We start from the raw sequence: 21,726 nt of genomic DNA on the forward strand, positions 1-21,726 counted from the left end.
AAGGGGATGCGACCGTGATAACTGCTCCACAGTTGCGTGCCGCAAGGGCGCTCCTTGGCATCGACCAGCGCAGGCTTGCCGAATTGTCCGGCCTTTCGGTGCCGACAATTCAACGTATGGAAGCCAGCGAGTCGATTATCCGGGGCAATGTGGATTCCCTGATGAAGCTGATCGGCGCGCTTGACCTCGCCGGCGTCGAGTTGATTTCTGAAGGCGCCTCCAGCCAAATCGGCGGGCGTGGCGTGCGGCTGAAAGCAGATTTCGATCCCGCCAGAATTCTGGGCGGGGTCGATACGGACGCCAAGGTCCCCGTGAGGAGTGTGGCGTGATTTCGGGGGCCGCGGTCCTCCTGTGGGGCGTTGCCGCGCTCCTGGGAACCGCGGTGCTTGCGATTGCGTCAAGCCGCGCATCGGGCTCGGGAACACGCCTGATCTACAGCCTGACGCTAGGCATATCGGTGGCCGTGCTCCTGGTTCTCGCGAACCGTATCGCCGATGATCCCCTAAACCCGTCGACCGCCGCGCTGCCGCTTGGGTTGCCATGGATTGGCGCCCATTTCCGCCTGGACGCGCTCTCGACCTTTTTCCTCGTCGTCGTCAATTTCGGCGGCGCCATGGCCAGTCTTTACGGCCTCGGCTACGGCAGGCATGAGTCCGCGCCGCATCGGGTGCTGCCGTTCTTCCCCGCCTTCCTCGCCGGGATGAATCTGGTCGTGCTGGCGGACGACGCCTTCACCTTCCTGCTTTCCTGGGAATTCATGTCGCTGGCTTCCTGGGCGCTCGTCATGGCGCACCATCGCGAGCAGGACAATGCGAGAGCGGGCTACATCTATCTCGTGATGGCGAGCTTCGGCACGCTCGCGCTGCTGCTTGCGTTCAGCCTGCTGGCCGGCCCGAACGGAAACTACACGTTCGAAGCGATGCGTCCCGCCGCCTCCACCCCGCTCGTCGCTGCTTTCGTCCTGGCCCTGATGCTTTTGGGAGCCGGCTCCAAGGCTGGCCTGGTACCGCTGCACGTGTGGCTGCCACTCGCTCACCCGGCCGCGCCAAGCCACGTCTCGGCTCTGATGAGCGGCGTCATGACGAAGGTCGCCATCTACGGCTTCATACGCGTCATTTTCGACCTGCTCGGCGAGCCGGCATGGTGGTCGGGCGTTGTGGTGCTTTTCCTGGGCGGCCTGACGGCCGTTCTCGGCATTCTCTGCGCCTTGATGGAAAAGGACCTGAAGCGGCTTCTTGCCTATAGCACCATCGAAAACGTCGGCGTCATCTTCATCAGCCTTGGCCTTGCCCTGGCCTTCAAGGCGAACGCCATGCCGTCGGCCGCGGCGCTGGCGCTCACCGCCGCGCTGTTTCACGTCCTCAACCATTCCTTTTTCAAGAGCCTGCTGTTTTTCGGCGCGGGCGCGGTACTGACGGCAACCGGCGAGCGGGACATGGAGAAACTGGGCGGTCTCATCCACCGTATGCCGTTGACCAGTTTTGCCTTTCTCGTCGGCTGCGTGGCGATCTCGGCGCTTCCGCCCTTCAACGGCTTCGTCTCCGAATGGCTGGCCTTCCAGGCCGTATTGCAAAGTCCCGATCTCCCACAATGGGGGCTGAAGGTCATGGTGCCCGCCGTTGGCGGTTTACTGGCGCTCTCGGCGGCCTTGGCCGCTGCCTGCTTCGTGAAAGCGTTCGGGATTACATTCCTCGGCCGGCCACGCTCGGCCGCAGTGGAACCGGCGCACGAGGTCGACCGCTACTCGCTAGCGGCAATGTTCACCCTGGCGGCTCTTTGTCTCCTGGCCGGCATTCTGCCCGGCTTTGTCATAGATGGCCTTTCCCCCGTGACGCTTTCGCTCATCGGCAGCCGCATGCCGGTGCAGATGGCGCAACCTTGGCTTTCGATCGCGCCAATCGCCGAGAGCCGCAGTTCCTACAACGGCCTGCTGGTGTTTGTATTCATCGTCATTTCCGCATCCGCCGCGGTCTATGTCATCCATCGCTTCGCCTCGCACGCACTCCGTCGCGGTCCCGCCTGGGGTTGTGGCTTCGCGGATGCCGTCCCAGGCTCGCAGTACACGAGCGTCAGCTTCGCACAGCCTGTCCGCCGGGTCTTCGGCGCATTCGTGTTCCGCGCGACTGAAAGGGTCGAAGTGCCGGCACCCGGCGATACCGGTCCGGCCCGCTTCAATCTGGAAATCCATGACGTGATCTGGGAGACGCTCTATCAGCCCATAGGCAAGGCCCTCGACTTTGCGACCGACCACCTGAATCATCTGCAGTTCCTGACGATCAGGCGCTACCTGACCCTTGTATTTCTCTTTCTCATTGTCCTGCTTTTGGTGCTCGCACTATGGCCCTGATCCTTGAGTTGGCCATTCAGGGCGCGCAGATGTGGCTGGTGCTTTTGCTGGCACCGCTCCTGACCGGCTTCGTCCGCAAGGTGAAGGCAAGGCTGTTGCGGCGCCAGGGCCCGCCTCTCATCCAGCCCTATCGCGATCTCTTGCGGCTCATGCGCAAGGAGGTCGTTCTGGCCGACAATGCATCCTGGCTGTTTCGCGTCATACCCTACCTGATCTTCGCCTTCACCTGGGTCGCCGCCGCGCTCATACCGACATTCGCCACCGGCCTCGAGTTCAGTTGGACCGCCGATCTCATAGCGATCGTGGCGCTGCTTGGAAGCGCAAGGTTCTTCCTTGCGCTGGCGGCGATGGACGTCGGCACGAGCTTTGGCGGCATCGGCGCCAGCCGCGAGGTGATGATCGCTTCCCTGGCCGAGCCCGCCATGCTTCTGATCGTGTTCAGCCTGGCACTCGTTGCCGGAGCGACGCAACTGTCCACGGTGGCGGCTTTCATGGGCTCGCCGCAGGTTGGCCTGCGGGTATCGCTCGGAATGTCACTGATCGCTCTCGTCATGGTGGCAATCGCGGAAAATGCCCGTGTGCCGGTGGACAACCCGGCGACGCATCTGGAGCTGACCATGATCCACGAGGCGATGGTCCTGGAATATTCTGGTCGCCATCTGGCAATGATCGATTTCGCGGCCTTCCTGAAGCTTCTGCTCTACGTCTCGCTGATTTCCTGTGTCTTCGTTCCCTGGGGGCTCGTGACCGCCGGGGCGGGGCCCTGGGCCTATGTTCTGGGCGTCATTTTCTATATCTGCAAGCTTGCCGCGAGCGGCGTTCTCCTCGCCTTGTTCGAGACTGCCATCGCCAAGATGCGTGTCTTCCGCGTCCCGGATTTCCTCGGAGCAGCGCTCATGCTGGCCCTGCTTGCCACGCTCCTGCGGTTCGTCTCGAGGAGCCTCTGATGAACGGTCTCACCTTCGACATCGCTCATCTGCTGGCCGGTGGCCTGGTGCTGGTCAGTTTCATGATGCTCTACCAGGATCGCCTCTTTGCACTGATCAACGTTTTTGCGATTCATGCCATCGTACTCGCCCTGTCGGTGGCTTGGCAGGCCTACATTCAGGACGCGCATCATCTCTACGTCACGGCGGCGATAGCCCTCATTTTCAAGGCGATCGTCATTCCCGTCGGGCTTCATCGCATCATTCAGCGGCTCGGCATCCATCGCGATATCGAGACGGCGGTCGGGATCGGTTCGACCATGCTCGCGGGAATAGGGCTGGTGACCCTGTCCATGGTGCTGATGCTGAGGGTCACCCCCTACGCCGCCCCCCTCGCCCGCGAGGACCTGGCCTTCGCGCTGTCCATAATACTGCTGGGACTCCTGGTGATGGTCACCCGGCGGAATGCCGTCAGCCAGGTGGTGGGATTCATGTCGCTTGAGAACGGCCTGGTCCTTGCCGCCACGGGCGCCAAGGGCATGCCGCTGGTCGTCGAGATCAGTGTCGCCTTCTCGATCCTCATCGCCTTCATCGTCATCGGCGTCTTCCTGTTCCGCATCCGCGAGAGGTTCGACTCGGTCGATGTCGGCGCGCTCGACGACTACAGGGGAGAACATCGTTGACCGCGTTTTCCCTCGATGCGGTGGCCGCCATTTTGCTGATACCAGTCGTCGCGGCCGCGCTTCTGGCGGCGCTGCCGAATTATCGGATAACGGCTGGCCTCAATGTCGCCGCGAGCTTGCTGACCTTGCTCGCCGCGGTATCGCTTCTCTTCACGGATCGGCCGCAGCCCGGTCAGTATTTGCTCGTCGACGATCTCAATATCGTTTTCATCGTGCTCAACACGTTCGTCGGCTTCACGACCAGCGTGTTCAGCGCCTCCTACATCGCGCACGAACTGGATACGGGACGGCTGACGGCGACGAATTTGCGATTCTATCACGCAATGTACCAGATCATGATGTTCGGCATGAATCTGGCATTCGTGTCGAACAATATCGGGTTGATGTGGGTGGCCGTGGAACTTGCCACGCTGACCACCGTGCTCATGGTCGGCATCTATCGCACGCACGAGGCGCTGGAGGCGGCCTGGAAGTATTTCATACTCGGCAGCGTCGGCATTGCGCTTGCCCTCTTCGGCACCATCCTCGTCTACATGGCCGCGCAGCCGATTGTCGGCGAAGGCACGAATGCCATGGTCTGGACAGTGCTTGTCGAGCACGCGGCGCGCTTCGACCCGGCGTTGCTGAACGTCGCCTTCGTCTTCCTGCTGCTCGGCTATGGGACGAAGGTTGGTCTTGCGCCCTTGCATGCCTGGCTGCCCGACGCGCACGCGGAAGGCCCGACGCCGATTTCAGCGGTGTTGTCGGGACTGCTCCTCAATGTCGCGCTCTATGCGGTGCTGCGCTTCAAGCTGCTGCTCGCGGCCAGCCCGGACGCGATCGCGCCTGGGCCACTGATGATCACGATGGGGCTTACCTCCCTCATCTTCGCGGCCTTCATGCTCTACCGCCGCCGCGACATCAAACGTCTGTTCGCGTACTCCTCCATCGAGCACATGGGCATCATCGTGTTCGCTTTCGGCATGGGTGGCCCGCTCGCCAATTTTGCCGGGCTGCTGCACATGGTCATGCACAGCCTGACCAAGTCGGCGATCTTTTTCACGGTCGGCCACATCGCCCAGATCAAGGGAACACAGAACATCGCCGAGATCCGGGGGCTGACGGAAACGCATCCGGGGCTGGGCTGGGCGCTTGTCATCGGCGTCGTTGCCATTGCCGGCCTGCCTCCGCTCGGCATCTTCATGAGCGAATTCCTGGTCGTGAGTTCGACATTCGCAAGGCACCCCCTTCTGGCGATTCCCCTGGTATTCGGGATTCTGCTGGCTTTCGGTGCCCTGCTGCTTCGGTTGACCGGCATCGCTTTCGGCGAACCGCGAGGCAGCACCGCGCCCGCCGAGGCGTCCTACGTTCCGATGTATTCCCACCTGGCGCTTGTGTTTGCCGCCGGCATCTATCTGCCACCACCGCTGGTCATATGGTTCCAGCATGTCGCCAACCTTCTGGGATGAAGCGTACGGGAGAAAAAACATGCCCGCACTGACCGACCTCATCCTTGCCGCCGAGGGTGTCGACAACCATCTCCCGTGGCCGCGCGCGGTGGTGACTTCGAAAGAATGGAGCTTTGCCGTCGAGCAACTGGCCGAGGGCCACTGGAGCCTGCTCGGGCTTTGGGGCGAGCCAGGCACCGTCCACATGGCACTGCTCGACGAGGCCGTCTGGGACATCGGCGTTGTCAGCCTGCTGTGTCCGGATGGCCGCTACCCGTCGGTCGGCCTGCTGCATCCGCCGGCACTCCGCCTTGAACGTGCGGTCGCGGACCTGTTCGGCCTCTTGCCGCAAGGCGCGCCCGATACGCGACGGTGGCTTGATCATGGCCACTGGGGCGTCAGCTTTCCGTTGAGTGCCCGCGTCCAGACCGCCGCTGCGGCGGCGCCCCCCTACCAATTCCTGCCTGTGGAGGGGGAAAGCCTGCATCAGATCCCGGTCGGGCCAGTGCATGCCGGCATCATCGAGCCAGGGCATTTTCGATTTACAGCGAGCGGCGAAACCGTTGTCCGGCTGGAGGAAGGGCTAGGCTACACGCACAAGGGCATGGAAGGCTTGATGGCTGGGTCCGATATCGACCATGCCGCCAAGCTGGCGGGCAGGACCTCTGGCGACAGTACCGTGGCATACGCCCTTGCTTTTTGCCGCGCGGTCGAAGCGGCCCTGGGTATCGAGGTTCCCGCGCGCGCGGTCTGGCTGCGAGCGCTCATGGCCGAGCTGGAGCGTCTGGCCAACCATCTGGGCGACATCGGCGCTATCTGCAACGACGCCGCCTTCGCACTCATGCACGCCCACTGCGGCGTCCTGCGCGAGCGCGTATTGCGGGCAAGCGATGCCGCCTTCGGCCATCGTTTGATGCGCGACCGCGTCGTGCCTGGAGGAGTGGCGATCGACCTGAACGACGAGGGGACGACAGCGATCCGGTCCCTGATCGCGGAGATCAGGCAGCGGTTTCCGGCGCTGGTGGAGCTCTACGACAACACCGCTTCGCTGCAGGATCGGACAGTCGCAACTGGGCGGCTGAGGGTGGAGCTCGCTCGGCAATATCGCGCCGGAGGGTATGTCGGCCGGGCCTCCGGCCGGGACTTCGACGCGCGACGCAGTCTGGCCTATCCTCCGTATGACGCGCTCAACTTCAATGTGCCTCTCCTCCAGGAAGGCGACGTGAACGCCCGTGTCTGGATTCGCATTCACGAGGTCGAACAGAGCTTGTCCCTGGTCGAGCAAATCCTGCGCCAGCTGCCGGGCGGACCGATCCGTGTCGACTTTGCACGGACAGGCGGCCCGCATGAAGGCATGGCGCTCGTCGAGGGTTTCCGGGGCGACATTCTGGCCTGGCTGCGCATTGGTAAAAGCGGCCTGATCGAGCGCTGTCACCTGCGCGATCCGTCATGGTTTCAATGGCCGCTGCTGGAAGCGGCTATCGAAGGCAACATCGTCGCCGACTTCCCGCTATGCAACAAGTCGTTCAACTGCTCGTATTCTGGACACGACCTCTAAGGGTCCAAGGCAAGCCATCATGCGCAAGCTCCTCTTTGAAAGCCTGATACGCCCGCCGCTGACCGAGCGTCCGCCGCGGGTAAGCGACGCGGCTGTTGACGAGCTCGCACGCGCCCTCAATGGGGTTGCTCACAGAAGATTGGGGCGAAGCCTGTCGATCCGGGCAGTCGATGCCGGTTCCTGCAACGGTTGCGAACTCGAGATGCACGCGCTCAACAACGCTTTCTACGATATCGAGCGTTTTGGAATCCGGTTCGTCGCATCGCCGCGCCATGCCGATGTCCTGCTTGTCACCGGGCCGGTGACCAAGAACATGCGCGACGCCTTGAAGCGGACCTACGACGCGACTCCCAACCCCAAATGGGTGGTCGCGCTCGGCGATTGCGCCCTAAACGGCGGCTGTTTCGCCGGCAGCTACGCCGTGGTGGGCGGAGTGTCGGAGGCGTTGCCAGTCGATCTGCACATTCCAGGCTGCCCGCCACCGCCCATCGAGATTCTGAAAGGCCTGCTCGCCTTGCTTGAGGGCGTGAATTCAAGGGCCGCTATTGCCCGAGCTTGACTATCGATGAGGGAGGCCTCTTCCGGACTTGAAGACCGGCACGGAGCCGAGAGCCCGGGCACCGCCGCGGCCGAGCGGCGACATGGAAAAGCCCAGTGAGGCATAGGAAGGGACATCTGGTCTTTGTCGCCCGGTCAGCCATGATCTTATCCGGCATGGCTGGCACCGTCCTCAGGATCGAACATCGAGAGGCCGGCAACGCCTGTGCTTACCGGCACCTCGTTCTGCAACGAGTCCCAGTGCTCGGCGAGTTTGCCGCCCTCGACCCGGAAGATACCAACCCCAATCCGAGGCTCGTCAGCCCAGCCGCGGATACGGCCATGGATGGCGACCAGATCACCCTCGGCGACGATCAGGCCCGGCTGGTAATAGACGGAAGGTGACAGAGTCTCGACGATAGCCTGCACCCCATCGCGACCCCGCGGAATGTTCGGATTGTGCTGGAGGTCGTCGTCGGCGTAGAGGCTTCCAACCGCCGAGGCGTCGTGACGCTGGAACAGCGACGTCATCGCATCCAGCACCAGCGCCCTGTTGCTGTGAGGGCGGTCATCGGCGGTGCGATCCGTAGGCCGCGTGTCCGATAGGCAAACCTGCATCGACATCTTCATAGTCCTCTCCCCAAGGCGGTAAATGGCCAGGCTTGGTCGCGGGTGGCAGTGGTGGGCATGGCCGCCGCCCTACATGGACGGCGGCCATGCTGGAAAGGGATGACGCCGGCCGGCGAGCGGTCAGCCGCTCGTGATCCCGCCCGGCAGAGACCAGCCGGCGGCGCTTGGAGCCGGCGTGTTGAGCAGTTGTTGTTCCCACAGGCAGGCGATGCCACTGCCGGCGGCATGCTGCACAAGCAGCTCCGAAAGCTCGGCGGCATGCTCTGTCCGTGCCCAGTCGCGCTGCCATTCCGAAGCCACCGCCAGCCACGTCACCATATTCGCGCCGGCCGCGATCATGCGCTGGATGGCGACCTCATGGGCCTCGACCGAAGTGCCGCCGGATGCATCGCGACGCGACCATGCCCCGCCCCGAGGTGGAGGGGATGAAGAGCGGGTCCCCCAGCAACTGCCGCAGCCGCATCAGACGCGCCGACAGCGCCGACTGTGTGATGTTCAATCGCGTCGCGGCATGGGTGACGTTCTTGTCTTTGAGCAGGGCATCGAATGTCAACAGTAACCCGACATCGAATTCAGCGAGCAAGTGGTTCAATCAGCGTCCCATCATCTTGAATGCGGCAGGCTCAAATAGGCACCGGATCACCCCATTTTGTCGATAGGACGTCCAGCTGTGATGACTTGAACTGCAAGATTGAATGCGCCGGACAAACAGCAGCATCAACCTCCCACTCGGCTGCACATCCAGAAGCAGTCCGTCATCCTGATCTAGATTGCTCTAAGCGCAGCAGAGCGCCGCTTCTCGACATATGTTCTCGGTCGCTATTGGGAGACTGCGGCGCCCTTGTCGGTCCAGGTGGGCGGCAGGCCAAATCGGGCGGCGACCATTCCCGGAATGCCGGGAGCCGTTCCGAACGCCTTGCAGGCATCATATTTCGGATCACCGCCGAGCGAGGCCCGCACCCTTTGCATCGATGGTATCGCCGGCATTCCCTTGAACGGGTCCTTGCCTTTGACCAGCATGCGGCTGAAGTCGGCGGCGAAAGCCGAAGAGAGGGAGTACGCATCTCCGACGGCCGACACTCGAGCTCTCGTCGTGATCATGTTCGCACCGCGAGACCAGAGCATGGATGCCTTCTGCGAACCATCCTTGTCGACCGCCTCGGCCTCGATGGCCAGACCGCCGAGGCCGATCGGAAGGCGCGGGATCGGAACCCCGAGCCCCGCCGCCGTGCCGCCGAGCGACGCGACGATGGAACCCGCGGCTGCCGCACGATTTGTCGCAACGATGTCGGTGACCGTCGCGTGGACGACGAGGTCCGCCGGCAGGCTCGCGGCCACGATCCTGAAGCGGTCGCCAAGGTCGGTGCAAAGCGCCCGGTCGATCGCGTTGGTGACGAGCGCCAGGTCCTTGGGATCGAAGCCACCACTGCCGATCTGCGTCGAGGTCGGCACAATGCGCACGGTCTGTGCGGCGAGCACCGGCGCCGAGTCCACACGTAATCTTGCTTTCGTGAGGGTGCCGCCCGATGGGCTCATTCCGGCGTAGGAACCCAGCGACGCGCCCTCGCGCAAGGGCACGCTCGTGCAAGCGGACAACCATGAGAATAGAGCCACGCACAGCATTGCCCGCGGCCGCATTTCACGTTGCCGAAGCTTCAAGATCATTGTCAAATCATCTGAACCGGGATCATGGGTTCAGGGTTACCGGCCCCAGCGTTAACGGCGGTAAAGGCAGTGTAAAGTTCGGTAAAACATCGCAAGCTGCCGTCTTCGCTCGCCTGGGCAACCGCCAGGCTCGACGAAACCCGTTTCACCGGCGGGCAGCTTCCATCAAAAGAGGTGGAGCACGGGCTTAAGGAGATTTGCGAATTGCAGCGACTCGATCAACTCGGAGCCGGGGATTGCCAATAGAAAGCAACAACCGTCGATAGCAGTACGCTTCAGCACGGCTGGGTCGAACGTCGGGAGCAACCGATGCTCCACGTCGCCGGCGCCTCGTCCAAAGCGAGGGAAGAAGGCGGGAACCTCGCGGCAATATTTCCGGTAGGCATCGCCGAAAAATCCTACCAGAACAGTCGATTCGCGGGCTGAGACATAGGCGAATACCAGATACCCGAACAAAAAGTAGAAGGCCCCGATCGCGAGCGACCCAAAAGTCAGGCCTATGCCGGCAAGACCCAGGGAAGAAAAGAAGTACAACGGATTGCGGGTGTATTTGTAAGGGCCGTTCGTGATGAGTTCCAGATTCTTGCGTCCGCCTATGTACAGCGATGCCCAGCACCGCCCGGCGACACATATGATGATAAATGTGGGCCCCATAAATTCGATGGCTTGGCGAGGAAGAGTCTCCGGCAGCCAAGCGCTCTGCACCAATAGGATCGGCATCAGAAGCAACGGGGCGGCCAGCCAGAGGAACCGCATCCTCTTGCCCTGCTGAAACACCGCCGTGGTCACCGACATTGGTCCGCTTTCTCGCATTTGAAGAACCGGGGTCACCGCTCAGCTTTAGCGATGCCAGCGTTAATGGCCGTAAAGGCAGTGTAAAGATGGGTAAAACTTGCGATCAGCCTCGATCATTCGACGGACTGAACATCGCCGGCTGCCGGGGAATCTCCAGCATGATGGCCAAGCCGCCGACGTCCGGCAGCGACGCGTATACTCGCCCTCCATGGCACTCGATAGCCTGTCTGGCAATCGCAAGGCCAAGGCCGTACCCGCCTCTCGGCGCCGCGTCATTCCCGCGGGAGAATGGCCGGAAGATTCGTTCGAGTTCGTCACGCTTGACGCCCGGCCCCTGATCCGCGACGCACACCTTGAGGAGGTCGTCCGTCGTCTCGCATTTCACGGTGATCTGCGAATGTTCGGCGGTGTATTTGATGGCGTTGCGAATGACGTTTTCCAGCGCCCGGTAGATCAGCTCGCCTTCGACCTCGGCAAGAAAGCTGGCGTCGATATTGGTGGTGATCGAAACCTCGTGGGCCTGGGCTTCAAACGCCGCGTCGCCAAGGATTTCGTTCAGAAGATCGATGACGTCCAGCCTCTGTGTCTTCAATGGGAGACGGGAACCGGCCGTCAGCCTGGCGAGGGTCAGCACTTCGCCGACAAGCGCATCGAGCCGTTCGACCTCCCGATCCATGCGGTCCAGCATGGCGTCGAGTTTCGCCGGACTCTGCCGAAGGACACCCCCGACAGCCTGCAGACGCGACAGCGGGGAGCGCAGTTCATGCGACACGTCGTGGAAAAGTCTCTGCTGTGCATCCTGCAGTTCCTGCAGCCGCGCGGCGCTGGAATCGAAATCGTGCGCGAGCGCCGAGACCTCGTCCTTGCGACCTGCCATCTTGTGCCCGATGCGGATGTCGAAATGGCCATGGGCGAGCGCGCTCAGGCCGTCGCGCAGGTGCACGACGGGACGAATGAGATATCGGGCGAGCGCGGCCGCCGATATCGCGCTCGAAATCAGAATACCGAACCCCGGTACGAACGGACCAAGCTTGTCGAGAATGACACTATATTGCTGGGGCACCGAGATTCGGTAGCAAATCCCGTCCTTCAGGACGGTTCTTGTCTCCGCCGTGCTCCTGTCGCTGCATGCGCCGGATTCCGCGATCCTGGAGATCATAAGACCGACCGGTACCGTGTCCTCGCTTATGCGGGCAAGGCGTCGAGCGGCATCTTCACCGTCCTTGAGCAGTACGTTTTCAATCAGTTCGAGGACGACCTCCTGCTTCTGATGTGCCAGTCTCGAAGCGGAAGGAAGCGTTTCAAAGAAGTCGAGTGTCAGGATAATGACCGCGACGGACGCGGCAAGCGTCAGCCAGGTTATCACGAAGAACTTCTTAAACAGTCGGGGCATGTCAATCCAAAAGAAGTTGATAGCCCTGACCGCGAACAGACTTTATCCGTGACTGTCCATCTTCCCTGAGGCCGAGCTTCTGACGCACGCTGCTGATATGGACGTCGATGCGGCGATCGAACGGGGTCAGCGGCTTTCCAAAAGCCCGTTTTGAGATGTCCTGCTTCGATATCAACTGGCCGGCATTGCGAGCGAGAACCTCGAGCAGGCTGAACTCCGTGCCGGTAAGCTCCAGCGGCTTCCCCTCCCATTCGGCGGTTCTGTTGCCTGGTTGAACCACCAGCCGCCCGGCTCTCAGCGTGTCGGTGGCCGCGCCGGCCGCAGGCTGGTTCGCACGACGAAGAATCGCGCGCACCCTGGCCGCGAGTTCTCCTGGAGAGCAGGGTTTCGTCACATAATCGTCGGCACCGAGGTTCAGGCCGGATATCCGGTCGATGTCATCGCCTCTCGCCGTCAGCATCAGCACGGGAACCTGGCTCAGCTTCCTGATCCTTCGCAGGATCTCGATCCCGTTCATTCGGGGCATCATGATATCGAGCACGATCAGGTCCACGGCATTGCGCGCGGCCGCGGCAATGGCTGTGCCGCCGTCCGCGCCTGTCGCGACGTCATACCCTTCTTCGACCAGGTATTCCTGCAGCAGCGTCGTCAACTCGACATCGTCGTCGATGAGGAGGACCTTGTTCATCACATTCCGTCCGTCATTGATGCCGGTCACCCATAAGGCACAAACACCCGCCAGCGACGCGATTTTACCCAGCTTAACACAATTTGACGGCGCTTAACGTCCGCGCGACTATGCATGGACAGGCGACACCGGTCGCGTTCAACCAACGCTGGGATCTTCCGCCTTTATGTGGCTGCAGATTCAAGGCGGACGCGCGCGCCCAACCTTCAGGACAGGTCGCGTGCTTTTCAGGCCTGCTCGACGGCATTTTCTGGGACAGACGAAGGGGACAGAGCACAGACCACGCTGCTGGCTGATCAGGCCGCTCTGACAATGGTAGCTTCGCGCCCAATGCCGGCCGTCGCGGTCAGTCTTGCCACCTCCCGAAAGCAGACATGCTCGAACCCCGCAGGAGGTTGGTTGCACCAGAACCTTTTGCCCCCATTTCTGCCGATAGGGGTATGCACGCGAGGTCAAGGCAAGCCGGGCTATGTTTTGACCGCCGTGCCCGTCCCAGCACTTGGCTGCTTGCGCTGCCCGCCAAAGTGATCGAGACCAGTCGCGGATACATGGCCGGCCAAACCTTCGGCAAGAGGCTGTTCTCGTATCTTTTCCGGATTGCGGTTGATCCATAACAGTGGCAGCCCAACTTCTTCCTTTTGCTGCCATCTCTCCCGTCTAAACATGGCAGCGCCGGGACGTAGAAAATGACTGCGGGGAGCGGCAGTGCGGGAGCATCGATGCCTCATCGTCGCCAAGCGCATCTCGACTGCGCGCATTGCGATCGAGTTAAAGTAATCTATCAGTAATATTGACGTAGTATCGACAAACTACTTTATGCAAAACGTCATATTAGATACTGTTAAATTATGATGATCTTAAATTCCGAAGTCTGCCAGTACAGCCCGTCCGCAAAATGGTCGGTGAGATTGGCATTCTGCGTGAGCATCTATGTGCTCGCCGCATTCTTCCTTGATCCGCAATCGTTCGTGGCTCTAAGTCAGATCTACGCCGAAAAATTCCTCGTCGCCATTCCGATATTGTTGGTTGGAGGCGTTGGCAGCGCAGCTCTCATTTTCGGCCGCCAGGCACCGACGCGCTACGCCGTTGAACTGCTTCGAACGCGATGGCGGGGTTGCGTGCCGGTGCTGCTGTTCTTCCTCGTCGGCATGACCGCGTTTTCCACCTACAAGAGCGCGATTCCGAAAATCGTTCCGTTCTATACCGATCCATGGCTTGCCGACCTGGATGAGTGGATACACGGAGCGGCGCCATGGGAATTGGCGCATCGCCTCGATCACGATCTATGGGCGTTCTTTGTCTTCAAGAACTACGATGTGCTTTGGTATGCGCTGTGGTTTGGAACGGTTCTCTCCGTGGCTATGTGGTCGGATCGGATCGCACGGATTCGCTATCTCTGGGCGCTTGCGTTGACCATCTCGATCGTCGGTACACTGCTCGCACTTCTCCTGTCGTCCGCTGGTCCCATCTACTACGATTATTTCGTCGGTAGTGACCGCTTCGACGAACTAAGGGTGGCCATGTCGGCTCTGGAGTCCAGCGTCATCGTCCGAGAATACGCCGATTATCTTTTGACCTTGCACACGACAGGAAATGCAGGTTTGGGGGGCGGCATCTCGGCCATGCCCAGCCTGCACGTCGCCCTTGCCACCCTGAACGCCTATTTCCTTTCCTCCCTCAACCGCTGGCTTGGCGTTCTTGGTTGGATCTTCGCTGCCTTGATCATGTACGGGTCAGTGTACACTGGATGGCACTACGCGGTGGACGGCTACATCTCGATCGTAGTGGTATCGGTGATCTGGTGGGGGACTGGACGCCTAGTGCGCGAGCAGCATCATCTGACCCTCCCATGGATGGACACCGCCGTGTCCGAACCGTCGACCTCCGCGCTCTTGAAGAATGACCGCATCACTCCTGGGATGGACGCCTCGTAGCGAAAATTCCCCTACATACTGTTCCTCTGAATATACGTGCCCGGCCAACGCGAAACCTGTTCGAACGCTCGATATAGTTCTCATGGCTTCTTCCGAAATCACGCGAGACCTTGCGCCAGAAAAGCAGCTTCCGGCATGGCTCGCTTACGCGAGGCGCTGCAACGCGATGCTCTGCGCAGTGATCTTTGCGTTCGTCTTTCTGACTTTTGTGGTCGCAACAATCAGCGGCGATTCGATCCTGCCCCATGTCTTCGAATATGCCGAGCGGGTCGTGCGAGCCTTTCTGTTGTTGAGTTCCGCCCTTGTCATCTGGGCTTGCTCAGGCGCGATCGTACAGGGTCGTCACGGATCACCAGTCAGCCTCGCGACGGCTCGCATGAGAAACCTGGCTACGTCGAACACGCTTACACGGTTTCTCTACGCCAGCGCCATATTGGTTCTCTTCATGGCCGCCTTCCTCTACAACAAGATGTTGATCCCGGTTGTGGCCCCTTTCCAATGGGACGAGACCTTCTCGCGTTGGGATGCAGGTCTTTTGGGCGGGTACCAGGCCTGGCAGATCATCCAGCCGGTTGTCGGCGTACCGTGGATGACCGTGCTCTTGGACGTGGCATATTCATCATGGGTGCCGGTAGTCTTCCTGTTCTGGGGCGGGCTGTTCGCCAGTCCGCGCGTGCCGGAGCCGATACGTGTCCGCTATTGGTGGGCGACGATCATGTCCTGGCTCCTGATAGGCTTGGTGATGGCAACAATGTTCTCTTCCGCGGGACCTTGTTACTTCTCGGAAATCGTACCGGGCACGCCCTCGCCCTATGGCGATCTCATGCACTATCTCGACGGGGTGGATGCGGACTATTCTTTGTCTTCATCCTTGACCAAGGATTTTCTTTGGCAGGTCCATATCGGCACGTTCGACCTGCCCGGAGGCATCTCGGCCATGCCCAGTATGCACAACGCGCAGGCGGCTTTGTTTGCGGCGGTCGCGTACTCCCTCGACCGCAGGCTCGGCCATGTCATGCTGGCCTACGCCGTGTTGATCTTTCTCGGCTCGATTCATCTTGGATGGCACTATGCCGTGGATGGGATTGTCGGTGTTGTCACGGCGCTCGCCATTTGGATTGCATGCGCAAAGGTGGCTAGGAGCGAACGGAAGTGTTCTGTTGAATAGCGGCCCTCACACCGAGAGGCGAAGCAGCAGATCGATAAGGGGCGGCCGCGCGCCGAGGGACTTGCTGGGCCGTTGAGACGGTGCGCCTTATCCAACCCTGATAGGCAGTTTGCAAGGTTAAATCAAAGCGCTGCCCTTTTGGGCATTGGTTGACCCTACAGGCAGCGCGAGCAATGCCGATTCCACGAAAAAGCCGTATCGCATGCGATGCCGGCAACGGGAAAATGTGCTCTTGGCGCGTCCCGCGTATCGAAAAACTGGCTTCGTGCTTACGCGAACCTAAGCGCATCCGGTGCGGTGGATTGCGTGAAGCCAAGTAGTCAACTGATATTCAAGGGAAAACTGGCGCACCCGACAGGATTCGAACCTGTGACCTCTGCCTTCGGAGAATGGATAGTGGCTTTCGCCGAAACTATCCGATTCTATCCGAATGCGCGCTATGCCTCTGAAATCACAAAACAAATTTGAAATCATTCTGCGCCGACGGTACGACGGGACGGCTCAAACCCCTCCCTGTCGTGCTTACGCGGGGATTCTGTCAAGGAGACACCCTAGCATGGCGAAGCTGACCAAACGAACCGTCGATGCCACCAAAATAAAATCGTCGGACTATGTGATATGGGACGAAGACCTGCCTGGCTTTGGCTTGCGTGTCTTTGCTTCGGGCAAGCGCAGCTACGTTGTACAGTATCGCACTGCTGGCCGCTCACGTCGGCCTGCACGGAGTTTGGACGCCTGAGGAAGCCAGGCGCGAGGCGAAAGTCTTCCTCGGCCAAGTCGCAAGGGGCGGCAACCCCGCCGAGGAGCGCAAGCTCGATCGCGAGGCGATCACGGTCAAGGAACTCTGCACCCGCTACCTCGAAGATCTCAAGAATGGCCTCGTGCTCGGCAAACGAGGACGGCCCAAGAAGGCGACGACAATCTCCACCGATGTCGGGCGCGTCGAGCGCCACATCGTTCCGCTGCTCGGCAGTCGAAGGGTGCGGGATTTGGCCAAGTCCGACATCACGCAACCCATGAAGGACATCATGGCGGGCAAGACCCGCGCGAACGTCAAGACGGGCAAGCTGCGTGGGCGCGCGATCGTGCGCGGTGGAGCCGGCACAGCGGCTCGAACGATAGGGCTCTTCGGCGGCATTCTCAGCTATGCGGTCGAACTCGGCATCATCGATCAGAATCCGGTGCATGGCGTTCGCAAGCCGAAGGACAGGGTCAACGCTCGCCGTCTCAGCGAGCAGGAGTATCGCACCCTCGGTGATATTCTGAAGAAGGCGGTCGACGATGGGCAATACGCGACAACAGCCAAGTGGTCCAGGGTTGTGCGAAGGCTCGCTTGCAGCGCCATCGTGATTGCAAGCAAATCCGCGGTTTGACCCTGGGACAACGTGACGTTTATGGGACGGCGATTTGCCTGCAACCACTTTACGGACCGCGCCTTATCGCGCTTGGTCGCGGGACATTTTTCGTGGGTTGGCTTCTTGCCCAAAATCGACCATCATTTCAAAATTCGCACTTGTAGTAGATGACGGAAACCTCTGGAAATTGAGGGTCGAAGCGCTCGAAATGAGTCTTGTCGATGACGCGGAACGATGCCGAGAAACTGCTGAACAGAACAGCATCCGAGCAACTCAGCAGTGCAGAGAAATGGTCCCCATTCTGTGATATTTTCTCCGCCGTACAACTGGAATTCGGTCCGAGGACTCTGCTGCCGGAGACGATGATTCCGGTTGTCAGCGTAGAACTACGGTCCTTGTATTCAAACCCCTTGCCTCGCTTCTTGAAGTTGTCTTCACATCCCGTCCCGTTCATCGTCCATGCGCCTTGGAGTGCCTCCATCGAGGCCGCGGCCACATGGGTCACTCCTCCGGCAAGCATGACGATTGCGGCCATTGCGCCAAGGAACGGGTTTCCGATCATTTTCTCCACCTAGCGTATTCAGCTCTTGAGCATTGAATTCCCAACGAGGCCTGTGCGTTCAGGACGGGAAAACCACTTTCCAATCCTGCTTCATGTCAACGACCACCCAATGGCCGTTCACAGCTTCGTCTAAAGCCTTGTCCAACTTTCCGACGGAAGAGCCGCGATCGTAGGCATATTCGCGGTCAGCGTCGGTGTGATGAACGATCCCCATGAACCGCGCACCGCTTCCGGCGGCGGTCCACTGCAGCATCTGCAGATCGCCGTCGGAATTGCCGAACGCGAAGATGGGTCTTCGACCGATGAATTTGTGGATGCCAACAGGCTTGCCAGGACCGTCATCGACGAAGTCAATCTTGGCGTCCTTGATCAAGACCGGCCCGCCATCTTCACCGACGACGTATCTGGTCATGCCTGACGAGCCGACGATCCTCTCCGGCGGGATGCCGTAAACCGCTTCCATCCAGGGACGCATGAAGTCGATACCGCCGCCCGAGACCACGAAAATCTTGAATTCGTTTTGGCGCAGGAACTCGAGCAGTTCCAACATCGGCTGGAAAACAAGCTCGGTATAGCCGCGATGGAACCGGGGATGCTTGGCCGTCCTGGTCCAATCGACGACAGCGCGATCAAACTGGTCGGTCGTCATGCCCGCGTGCGTCACTGCCACAATTTCGAATATCCCTTTCTCGCCCGAGCGAACCAGGCCAGCCAGATCGTTAGAAATCACTGACTTGAAAGGTTCCTGCGTCTGCCACTGGGGATGGTCAGGCGCGAGCAGCTTCACCCGATCCAATGCGAAGGCGAGTTGAGAATAGATTGGCTGTTCGCACCACAGGGTTCCGTCGTTGTCGAAAACCGCGATACGTTCGTCCGCGATGACAAAATCACGGGCGGACGGCGTCGTGACTTTGCCGACAAAGTCGAGGATCGAAGTTTTGACTGGCCCCTCATGCCACGAGGCGAGAGGTCCTGCTTGCGCGCGCACGGGCAGGACGGCGGAAAGCGGCAGGCCGGCAGCCAGTATGCCGGCGAGCACCGAGCGTCTGTCCATGATCGGGCTCATCTACCGAACGACGACTTCGACGTACACACCGCCCGATCTCGCATAATAGATGCCACCGCAATTGTAGTAGTAGTGCCCGTAGTAGAGACCGTAGACGCAGGCGGGGGGCAGCACGGCGATTTGCCGTGCGATGACGCGCCGTTCTGTCCGACGAACCGTGCGGCGCGCGACACCGGCATAGGATAGTGGCGTCAACGGACGACCGATCCTTGCTTGGGCGGTCGAAACCGGGTTTAGAACCCCGAGAAAAGCGAGGTCGGAAACGGGTCCGATTTCAGCGCACAGGAAACCACCAAAAATCGATGCCGTCAGGAGCTTGCCGAACCTGGTCATTGCTGGTCTCCGTCGTCTTCAGGGCTTGGAACCTCATCGATCTGCGCGATGTCGCCCAGGTCGACCTTCTTGGCGCCCGCCGGCGCCTTGAACTTGAAGTCGTTTGCCGCCACCGCGGACCCGAATTTCCAATCCCTGGTCTCAAGGGTGTATTGCGGGGCCTGCGACAGGTGTTTGCTGGTGATGACATACCGTCGTGGAACTGGCTGATCGCCAGTCTGGATCCATATCTGCCAGTCAACGTCATGAGAGCGGAAGGCGAGATACTCGCACTCGACGCCGTCGATGTAGGCGCTCGAAATATGCCGGGCGTCGGTGACCCCGTCCATAAGCATATCGAACACGTTTGACGCCAGAATATCGGCTCCTGGCGGATCAATGCCGGCGCTCGAAAGTTGCTCACCGAGGTCGTCGAGAGTGCCCTTGGCTTCCACCTGGCTATAGACATTCAGGTTCTTGCCGAGAATCGACAAGGTCGTGCCGTCGAAGACTGTTTCCATGTCCGCAAAGCCACCAATTCTCGACACGCTGATCTTGTCTGGCCTTTCAACATCGACCTTGCCGGAGCTTGCGAACTGAAGCTTTTCGAAATTGCGTGTGACGGCTTCCACGGAAGAGTCATAGCTGAACGAGAAGGTCTTCTGCTTGGCCATGTAGTCCGACATGGCCTTGAGCAAATCCTTTGCATCGTCGGCCATCGCGTTGCCGATCGGAAGGACTGTCAGGGCGCTGGCAAGAAGCCAACCGCAAGGACGGATGAGGGTTTTGGATATGACCTGTCTTGGCATCGCGAACTCCAGCGGTTTGGTGTGTCGCGCCGGCGAGGACTCCGACTGCGGAGCCGATCGCTGCGGCAGCTGCGCGTGTGACGGGCTAACAAGGCAAGAAGCCCGCTAGACTGCCGAGCACATCTGAAAATCAGAGTAGGAATTGCACTCTGAGGCACAAGACTCCGCTGCCGTACATACCGATACGAAACGGTAACAGGCAGCGCTTCCTGCCGATGGGCTTCGCGGAACGTTTACGCTGATGACGGCGGTCCCTCACTGTGCCGGATAAGGCGGTTCAAACGCCGAGATCGTGACCTGAACGGCGCCTGGAGAACTCGGCTGTAACAGTAAAGTGCTGGCGTGCCTCTGCCGCTGCGACGATGATTATAGAAACGTGCTCCCTCCGCCGGCTTCTCATTTCTCAAGCGACATGACCGGAGTTGCCGTTGTTTGTTCATCCGGTTTGAAACTATGGCCATGCCTTCGGAACACGACCATGATCGTCGAGGCTTGATAAGGCTCATGCTGAAGATGCCGGCCTTGCGCGGCGCACTTCAAATCCGCAGCGCGACGAATGCCAATCTGCTCGGTTTGTGCGGCGCCTACGAGGATGCCAGCGCAGCGTTGGAGCGGTTGAGGAAGGAAACGACGAACTCGAATCGTGCCGCGATAGAGGAATACGAAGAGCTGTGTACTGAACTGGAAAACGATATCATCCGCATGTGCCAGTGATCAGTCAGGGACATCATGGCGGCGTGAGTGCGCCTTGCCTCTGTAACTGTAACGTACTTCGCATCCAGGCATTCCGATTCAATGGTGTGATGCGCCGAAAGCTTCCGGCGCGCAGCAGAGGGGTCGTGACCGGGGATGTTGATGGGGCACACTCGCTCTGGCGAAGCGCCAACTCCGCTGGCTGGCAATTTCCGGCCCCGGGGGCCGGGAGCTGCGGCTACAACGTCAGGCTCAAATTGCCGCATCCTCGCCATTGCCTTTGCTATTGCGCTACCCCTTGCCGGCGGCGCCGAGGCCCAGGAGGCAAAGGATACGTCCGGGACGAACCCTGCCGTTCTGACACGGACCCTTTCGTTCTCGAACGAGTATCGATTCCTGCCGGGGGACGAATACTACGACATCACCAACATCCGTTACACCGAGCCGTTTTTCGACGGAAAGGCTTCGGTTCGCCTGACCTTGCCGCTTGATGCAACCAGTCTGACCGGCGACGACGAATTCGGCCTCGGCGACATGTCCGCGAAGCTCAGCTGGATCCCATATCTAAGCAGGCGGCAGGCGTTTATCCTCAGCACCGAGATCTACGCGCCGACCGCCTCCGAGGACGTGCTCGGCACCGGCAAATGGGTCGCGGCACCCGGATTGACCTGGGCTTATTTTGCCAGCCCGGAGGTCATCATCGCGCCAGCTTACATCCAAAGTTTTTCATTCGCCGGCGACAGCGCCCGGGCCAACGTCAATCGCGGCGATTTCGATCTTTACGTCGTCTACAAGCCGCACGCCAAACGCTGGTGGCTGACGTCGGACTTGACCGCAAGTTACGATTTCGAGGCCAAGACAGAACCCATGTCCTGGGAGGTCGCCCTGGGCTTCAATCTTGGCAAGCTCACGAACGGCGGCGCGATCAACGGCTACATCAGGCCAGGTGTCGGTATCGGCAACGACCGACCCTACGACTTCAACATGGAGGTCGGCGTTTCGCTGGTCAATTTTTAGCGACCAATGCGACCTCGGTGCAGAAAGGGAGACAATGACTAAAGCAAGATCACCTGCCTGGCTGATAACCGCGACAGCTGCTCTTGTGGCATTCGCTCCCGCCAGGCAAGCAAATGCCACCGAGGCCGTCGCGGGCCGCTATATCCCTGGCGCCTTCGCGG

At 60.4% G+C, this 21,726-nt stretch carries 21 protein-coding genes and 2 pseudogenes; 12 read left to right on the forward strand and 11 right to left on the reverse strand.

Annotated elements, in window-relative coordinates; all coding sequences use genetic code 11:
- The first annotated feature begins 14 nt into the window (after positions 1–14).
- From EB815_RS02765 to EB815_RS02795, 7 genes are read left to right on the forward strand one after another with little or no spacing between them, the layout of a single operon-like run.
- The gene (locus EB815_RS02765) at positions 15–329 is read left to right on the forward strand and encodes a helix-turn-helix domain-containing protein (protein WP_056568687.1); all 315 of its coding nucleotides are present in this window, start codon (positions 15–17) and stop codon (positions 327–329) included.
- Positions 326–2,347, forward strand: coding sequence for a hydrogenase 4 subunit B (gene hyfB, locus EB815_RS02770; protein WP_413814123.1), 2,022 nt, complete (start codon positions 326–328; stop codon positions 2,345–2,347). Before EB815_RS02765 ends, hyfB begins: the two co-directional genes overlap by 4 nt.
- Positions 2,338–3,294: a respiratory chain complex I subunit 1 family protein gene (locus EB815_RS02775; protein ID WP_056568683.1), complete on the forward strand. Its 957-nt coding sequence runs from the start codon at positions 2,338–2,340 to the stop codon at positions 3,292–3,294. The genes hyfB and EB815_RS02775 overlap by 10 nt, the downstream gene beginning before the upstream one ends.
- Entirely contained in the window at positions 3,294–3,956 is a 663-nt protein-coding gene (locus tag EB815_RS02780; protein WP_056568680.1) for a hypothetical protein, read from the forward strand. Before EB815_RS02775 ends, EB815_RS02780 begins: the two co-directional genes overlap by 1 nt.
- Positions 3,953–5,404, forward strand: a complete 1,452-nt coding sequence (locus EB815_RS02785; protein ID WP_056568677.1) for a hydrogenase 4 subunit F — start codon at positions 3,953–3,955, stop codon at positions 5,402–5,404. Before EB815_RS02780 ends, EB815_RS02785 begins: the two co-directional genes overlap by 4 nt.
- A 19-nt stretch (positions 5,405–5,423) precedes the next feature.
- On the forward strand, positions 5,424–6,941 hold the full coding sequence (locus EB815_RS02790; protein WP_056568674.1) for a nickel-dependent hydrogenase large subunit: 1,518 nt from the start codon (positions 5,424–5,426) through the stop codon (positions 6,939–6,941).
- Positions 6,942–6,960: 19 nt separating this feature from the next.
- Complete coding sequence (locus tag EB815_RS02795; protein WP_056568671.1) at positions 6,961–7,500, forward strand: NADH-quinone oxidoreductase subunit B family protein; 540 nt, start codon at positions 6,961–6,963, stop codon at positions 7,498–7,500.
- Positions 7,501–7,646: 146 nt separating this feature from the next.
- Here EB815_RS02795 and EB815_RS02800 read toward each other — a convergent pair whose 3' ends face one another.
- From EB815_RS02800 to EB815_RS02830, 7 genes and pseudogenes are all read right to left on the reverse strand, one after another.
- Positions 7,647–8,108, reverse strand: coding sequence for a nuclear transport factor 2 family protein (locus EB815_RS02800; protein ID WP_056568668.1), 462 nt, complete (start codon positions 8,106–8,108; stop codon positions 7,647–7,649).
- 120 nt (positions 8,109–8,228) lie between these two features.
- Positions 8,229–8,498: pseudogene (locus EB815_RS02805) on the reverse strand (hypothetical protein); the annotation flags it as partial.
- Positions 8,464–8,700, reverse strand: a complete 237-nt coding sequence (locus tag EB815_RS33510; RefSeq protein ID WP_065005422.1) for a helix-turn-helix domain-containing protein — start codon at positions 8,698–8,700, stop codon at positions 8,464–8,466. The gene EB815_RS33510 and the pseudogene EB815_RS02805, both read right to left, overlap by 35 nt.
- 227 nt (positions 8,701–8,927) lie before the next feature.
- Positions 8,928–9,773: a DUF3313 domain-containing protein gene (locus EB815_RS02815; RefSeq protein ID WP_056568662.1), complete on the reverse strand. Its 846-nt coding sequence runs from the start codon at positions 9,771–9,773 to the stop codon at positions 8,928–8,930.
- 165 nt (positions 9,774–9,938) lie between these two features.
- Positions 9,939–10,568 (reverse strand): methyltransferase family protein, encoded by a 630-nt coding sequence (locus tag EB815_RS02820; RefSeq protein ID WP_056568659.1) that lies wholly within the window; start codon positions 10,566–10,568, stop codon positions 9,939–9,941.
- 103 nt (positions 10,569–10,671) lie between these two features.
- Positions 10,672–11,961, reverse strand: a complete 1,290-nt coding sequence (locus EB815_RS02825; protein WP_056568655.1) for a HAMP domain-containing sensor histidine kinase — start codon at positions 11,959–11,961, stop codon at positions 10,672–10,674.
- A gap of 1 nt (position 11,962) precedes the next feature.
- Positions 11,963–12,649 carry a response regulator gene (locus tag EB815_RS02830; protein ID WP_056570274.1) on the reverse strand — a complete coding sequence of 229 codons (687 nt, stop codon included), beginning with the start codon at positions 12,647–12,649 and terminating at the stop codon, positions 11,963–11,965.
- Between the two features lie 920 nt (positions 12,650–13,569).
- On the opposite strand from EB815_RS02830, the gene EB815_RS02835 reads away from it, so the two are divergent.
- The 3 genes and pseudogenes from EB815_RS02835 to EB815_RS02845 all read left to right on the forward strand — a co-directional run.
- The gene (locus EB815_RS02835) at positions 13,570–14,583 is read left to right on the forward strand and encodes a phosphatase PAP2 family protein (RefSeq protein ID WP_244494012.1); all 1,014 of its coding nucleotides are present in this window, start codon (positions 13,570–13,572) and stop codon (positions 14,581–14,583) included.
- A gap of 82 nt (positions 14,584–14,665) precedes the next feature.
- Entirely contained in the window at positions 14,666–15,751 is a 1,086-nt protein-coding gene (locus EB815_RS02840) for a phosphatase PAP2 family protein (RefSeq protein ID WP_162258906.1), read from the forward strand.
- Positions 15,752–16,307: 556 nt separating this feature from the next.
- Positions 16,308–17,088: pseudogene (locus EB815_RS02845) on the forward strand (integrase arm-type DNA-binding domain-containing protein); the annotation flags it as partial.
- Positions 17,089–17,251: 163 nt separating this feature from the next.
- Here EB815_RS02845 and EB815_RS02850 read toward each other — a convergent pair.
- From EB815_RS02850 to EB815_RS02865, 4 genes are read right to left on the reverse strand one after another with little or no spacing between them, the layout of a single operon-like run.
- Positions 17,252–17,668, reverse strand: coding sequence for a hypothetical protein (locus EB815_RS02850; RefSeq protein ID WP_056568649.1), 417 nt, complete (start codon positions 17,666–17,668; stop codon positions 17,252–17,254).
- Between the two features lie 58 nt (positions 17,669–17,726).
- Entirely contained in the window at positions 17,727–18,722 is a 996-nt protein-coding gene (locus EB815_RS02855; protein ID WP_244494011.1) for an HAD family hydrolase, read from the reverse strand.
- Positions 18,723–18,734: 12 nt separating this feature from the next.
- Positions 18,735–19,067, reverse strand: coding sequence for a hypothetical protein (locus EB815_RS02860; protein WP_155772471.1), 333 nt, complete (start codon positions 19,065–19,067; stop codon positions 18,735–18,737).
- Positions 19,064–19,855, reverse strand: coding sequence for a DUF2092 domain-containing protein (locus EB815_RS02865; protein ID WP_056568643.1), 792 nt, complete (start codon positions 19,853–19,855; stop codon positions 19,064–19,066). Before EB815_RS02865 ends, EB815_RS02860 begins: the two co-directional genes overlap by 4 nt.
- Positions 19,856–20,359: 504 nt before the next feature.
- Between EB815_RS02865 and EB815_RS02870 the strand changes: the two genes are divergently transcribed.
- Positions 20,360–20,569 carry a hypothetical protein gene (locus tag EB815_RS02870; RefSeq protein ID WP_244494010.1) on the forward strand — a complete coding sequence of 70 codons (210 nt, stop codon included), beginning with the start codon at positions 20,360–20,362 and terminating at the stop codon, positions 20,567–20,569.
- Positions 20,570–20,710: 141 nt separating this feature from the next.
- Complete coding sequence (locus tag EB815_RS02875) at positions 20,711–21,565, forward strand: hypothetical protein (protein ID WP_155772473.1); 855 nt, start codon at positions 20,711–20,713, stop codon at positions 21,563–21,565.
- The last annotated feature ends 161 nt before the right edge of the window (positions 21,566–21,726 follow it).

The organism is Mesorhizobium loti (assembly GCF_013170705.1).
GTDB classification, from domain to species: Bacteria; Pseudomonadota; Alphaproteobacteria; order Rhizobiales; family Rhizobiaceae; genus Mesorhizobium; species Mesorhizobium loti_D.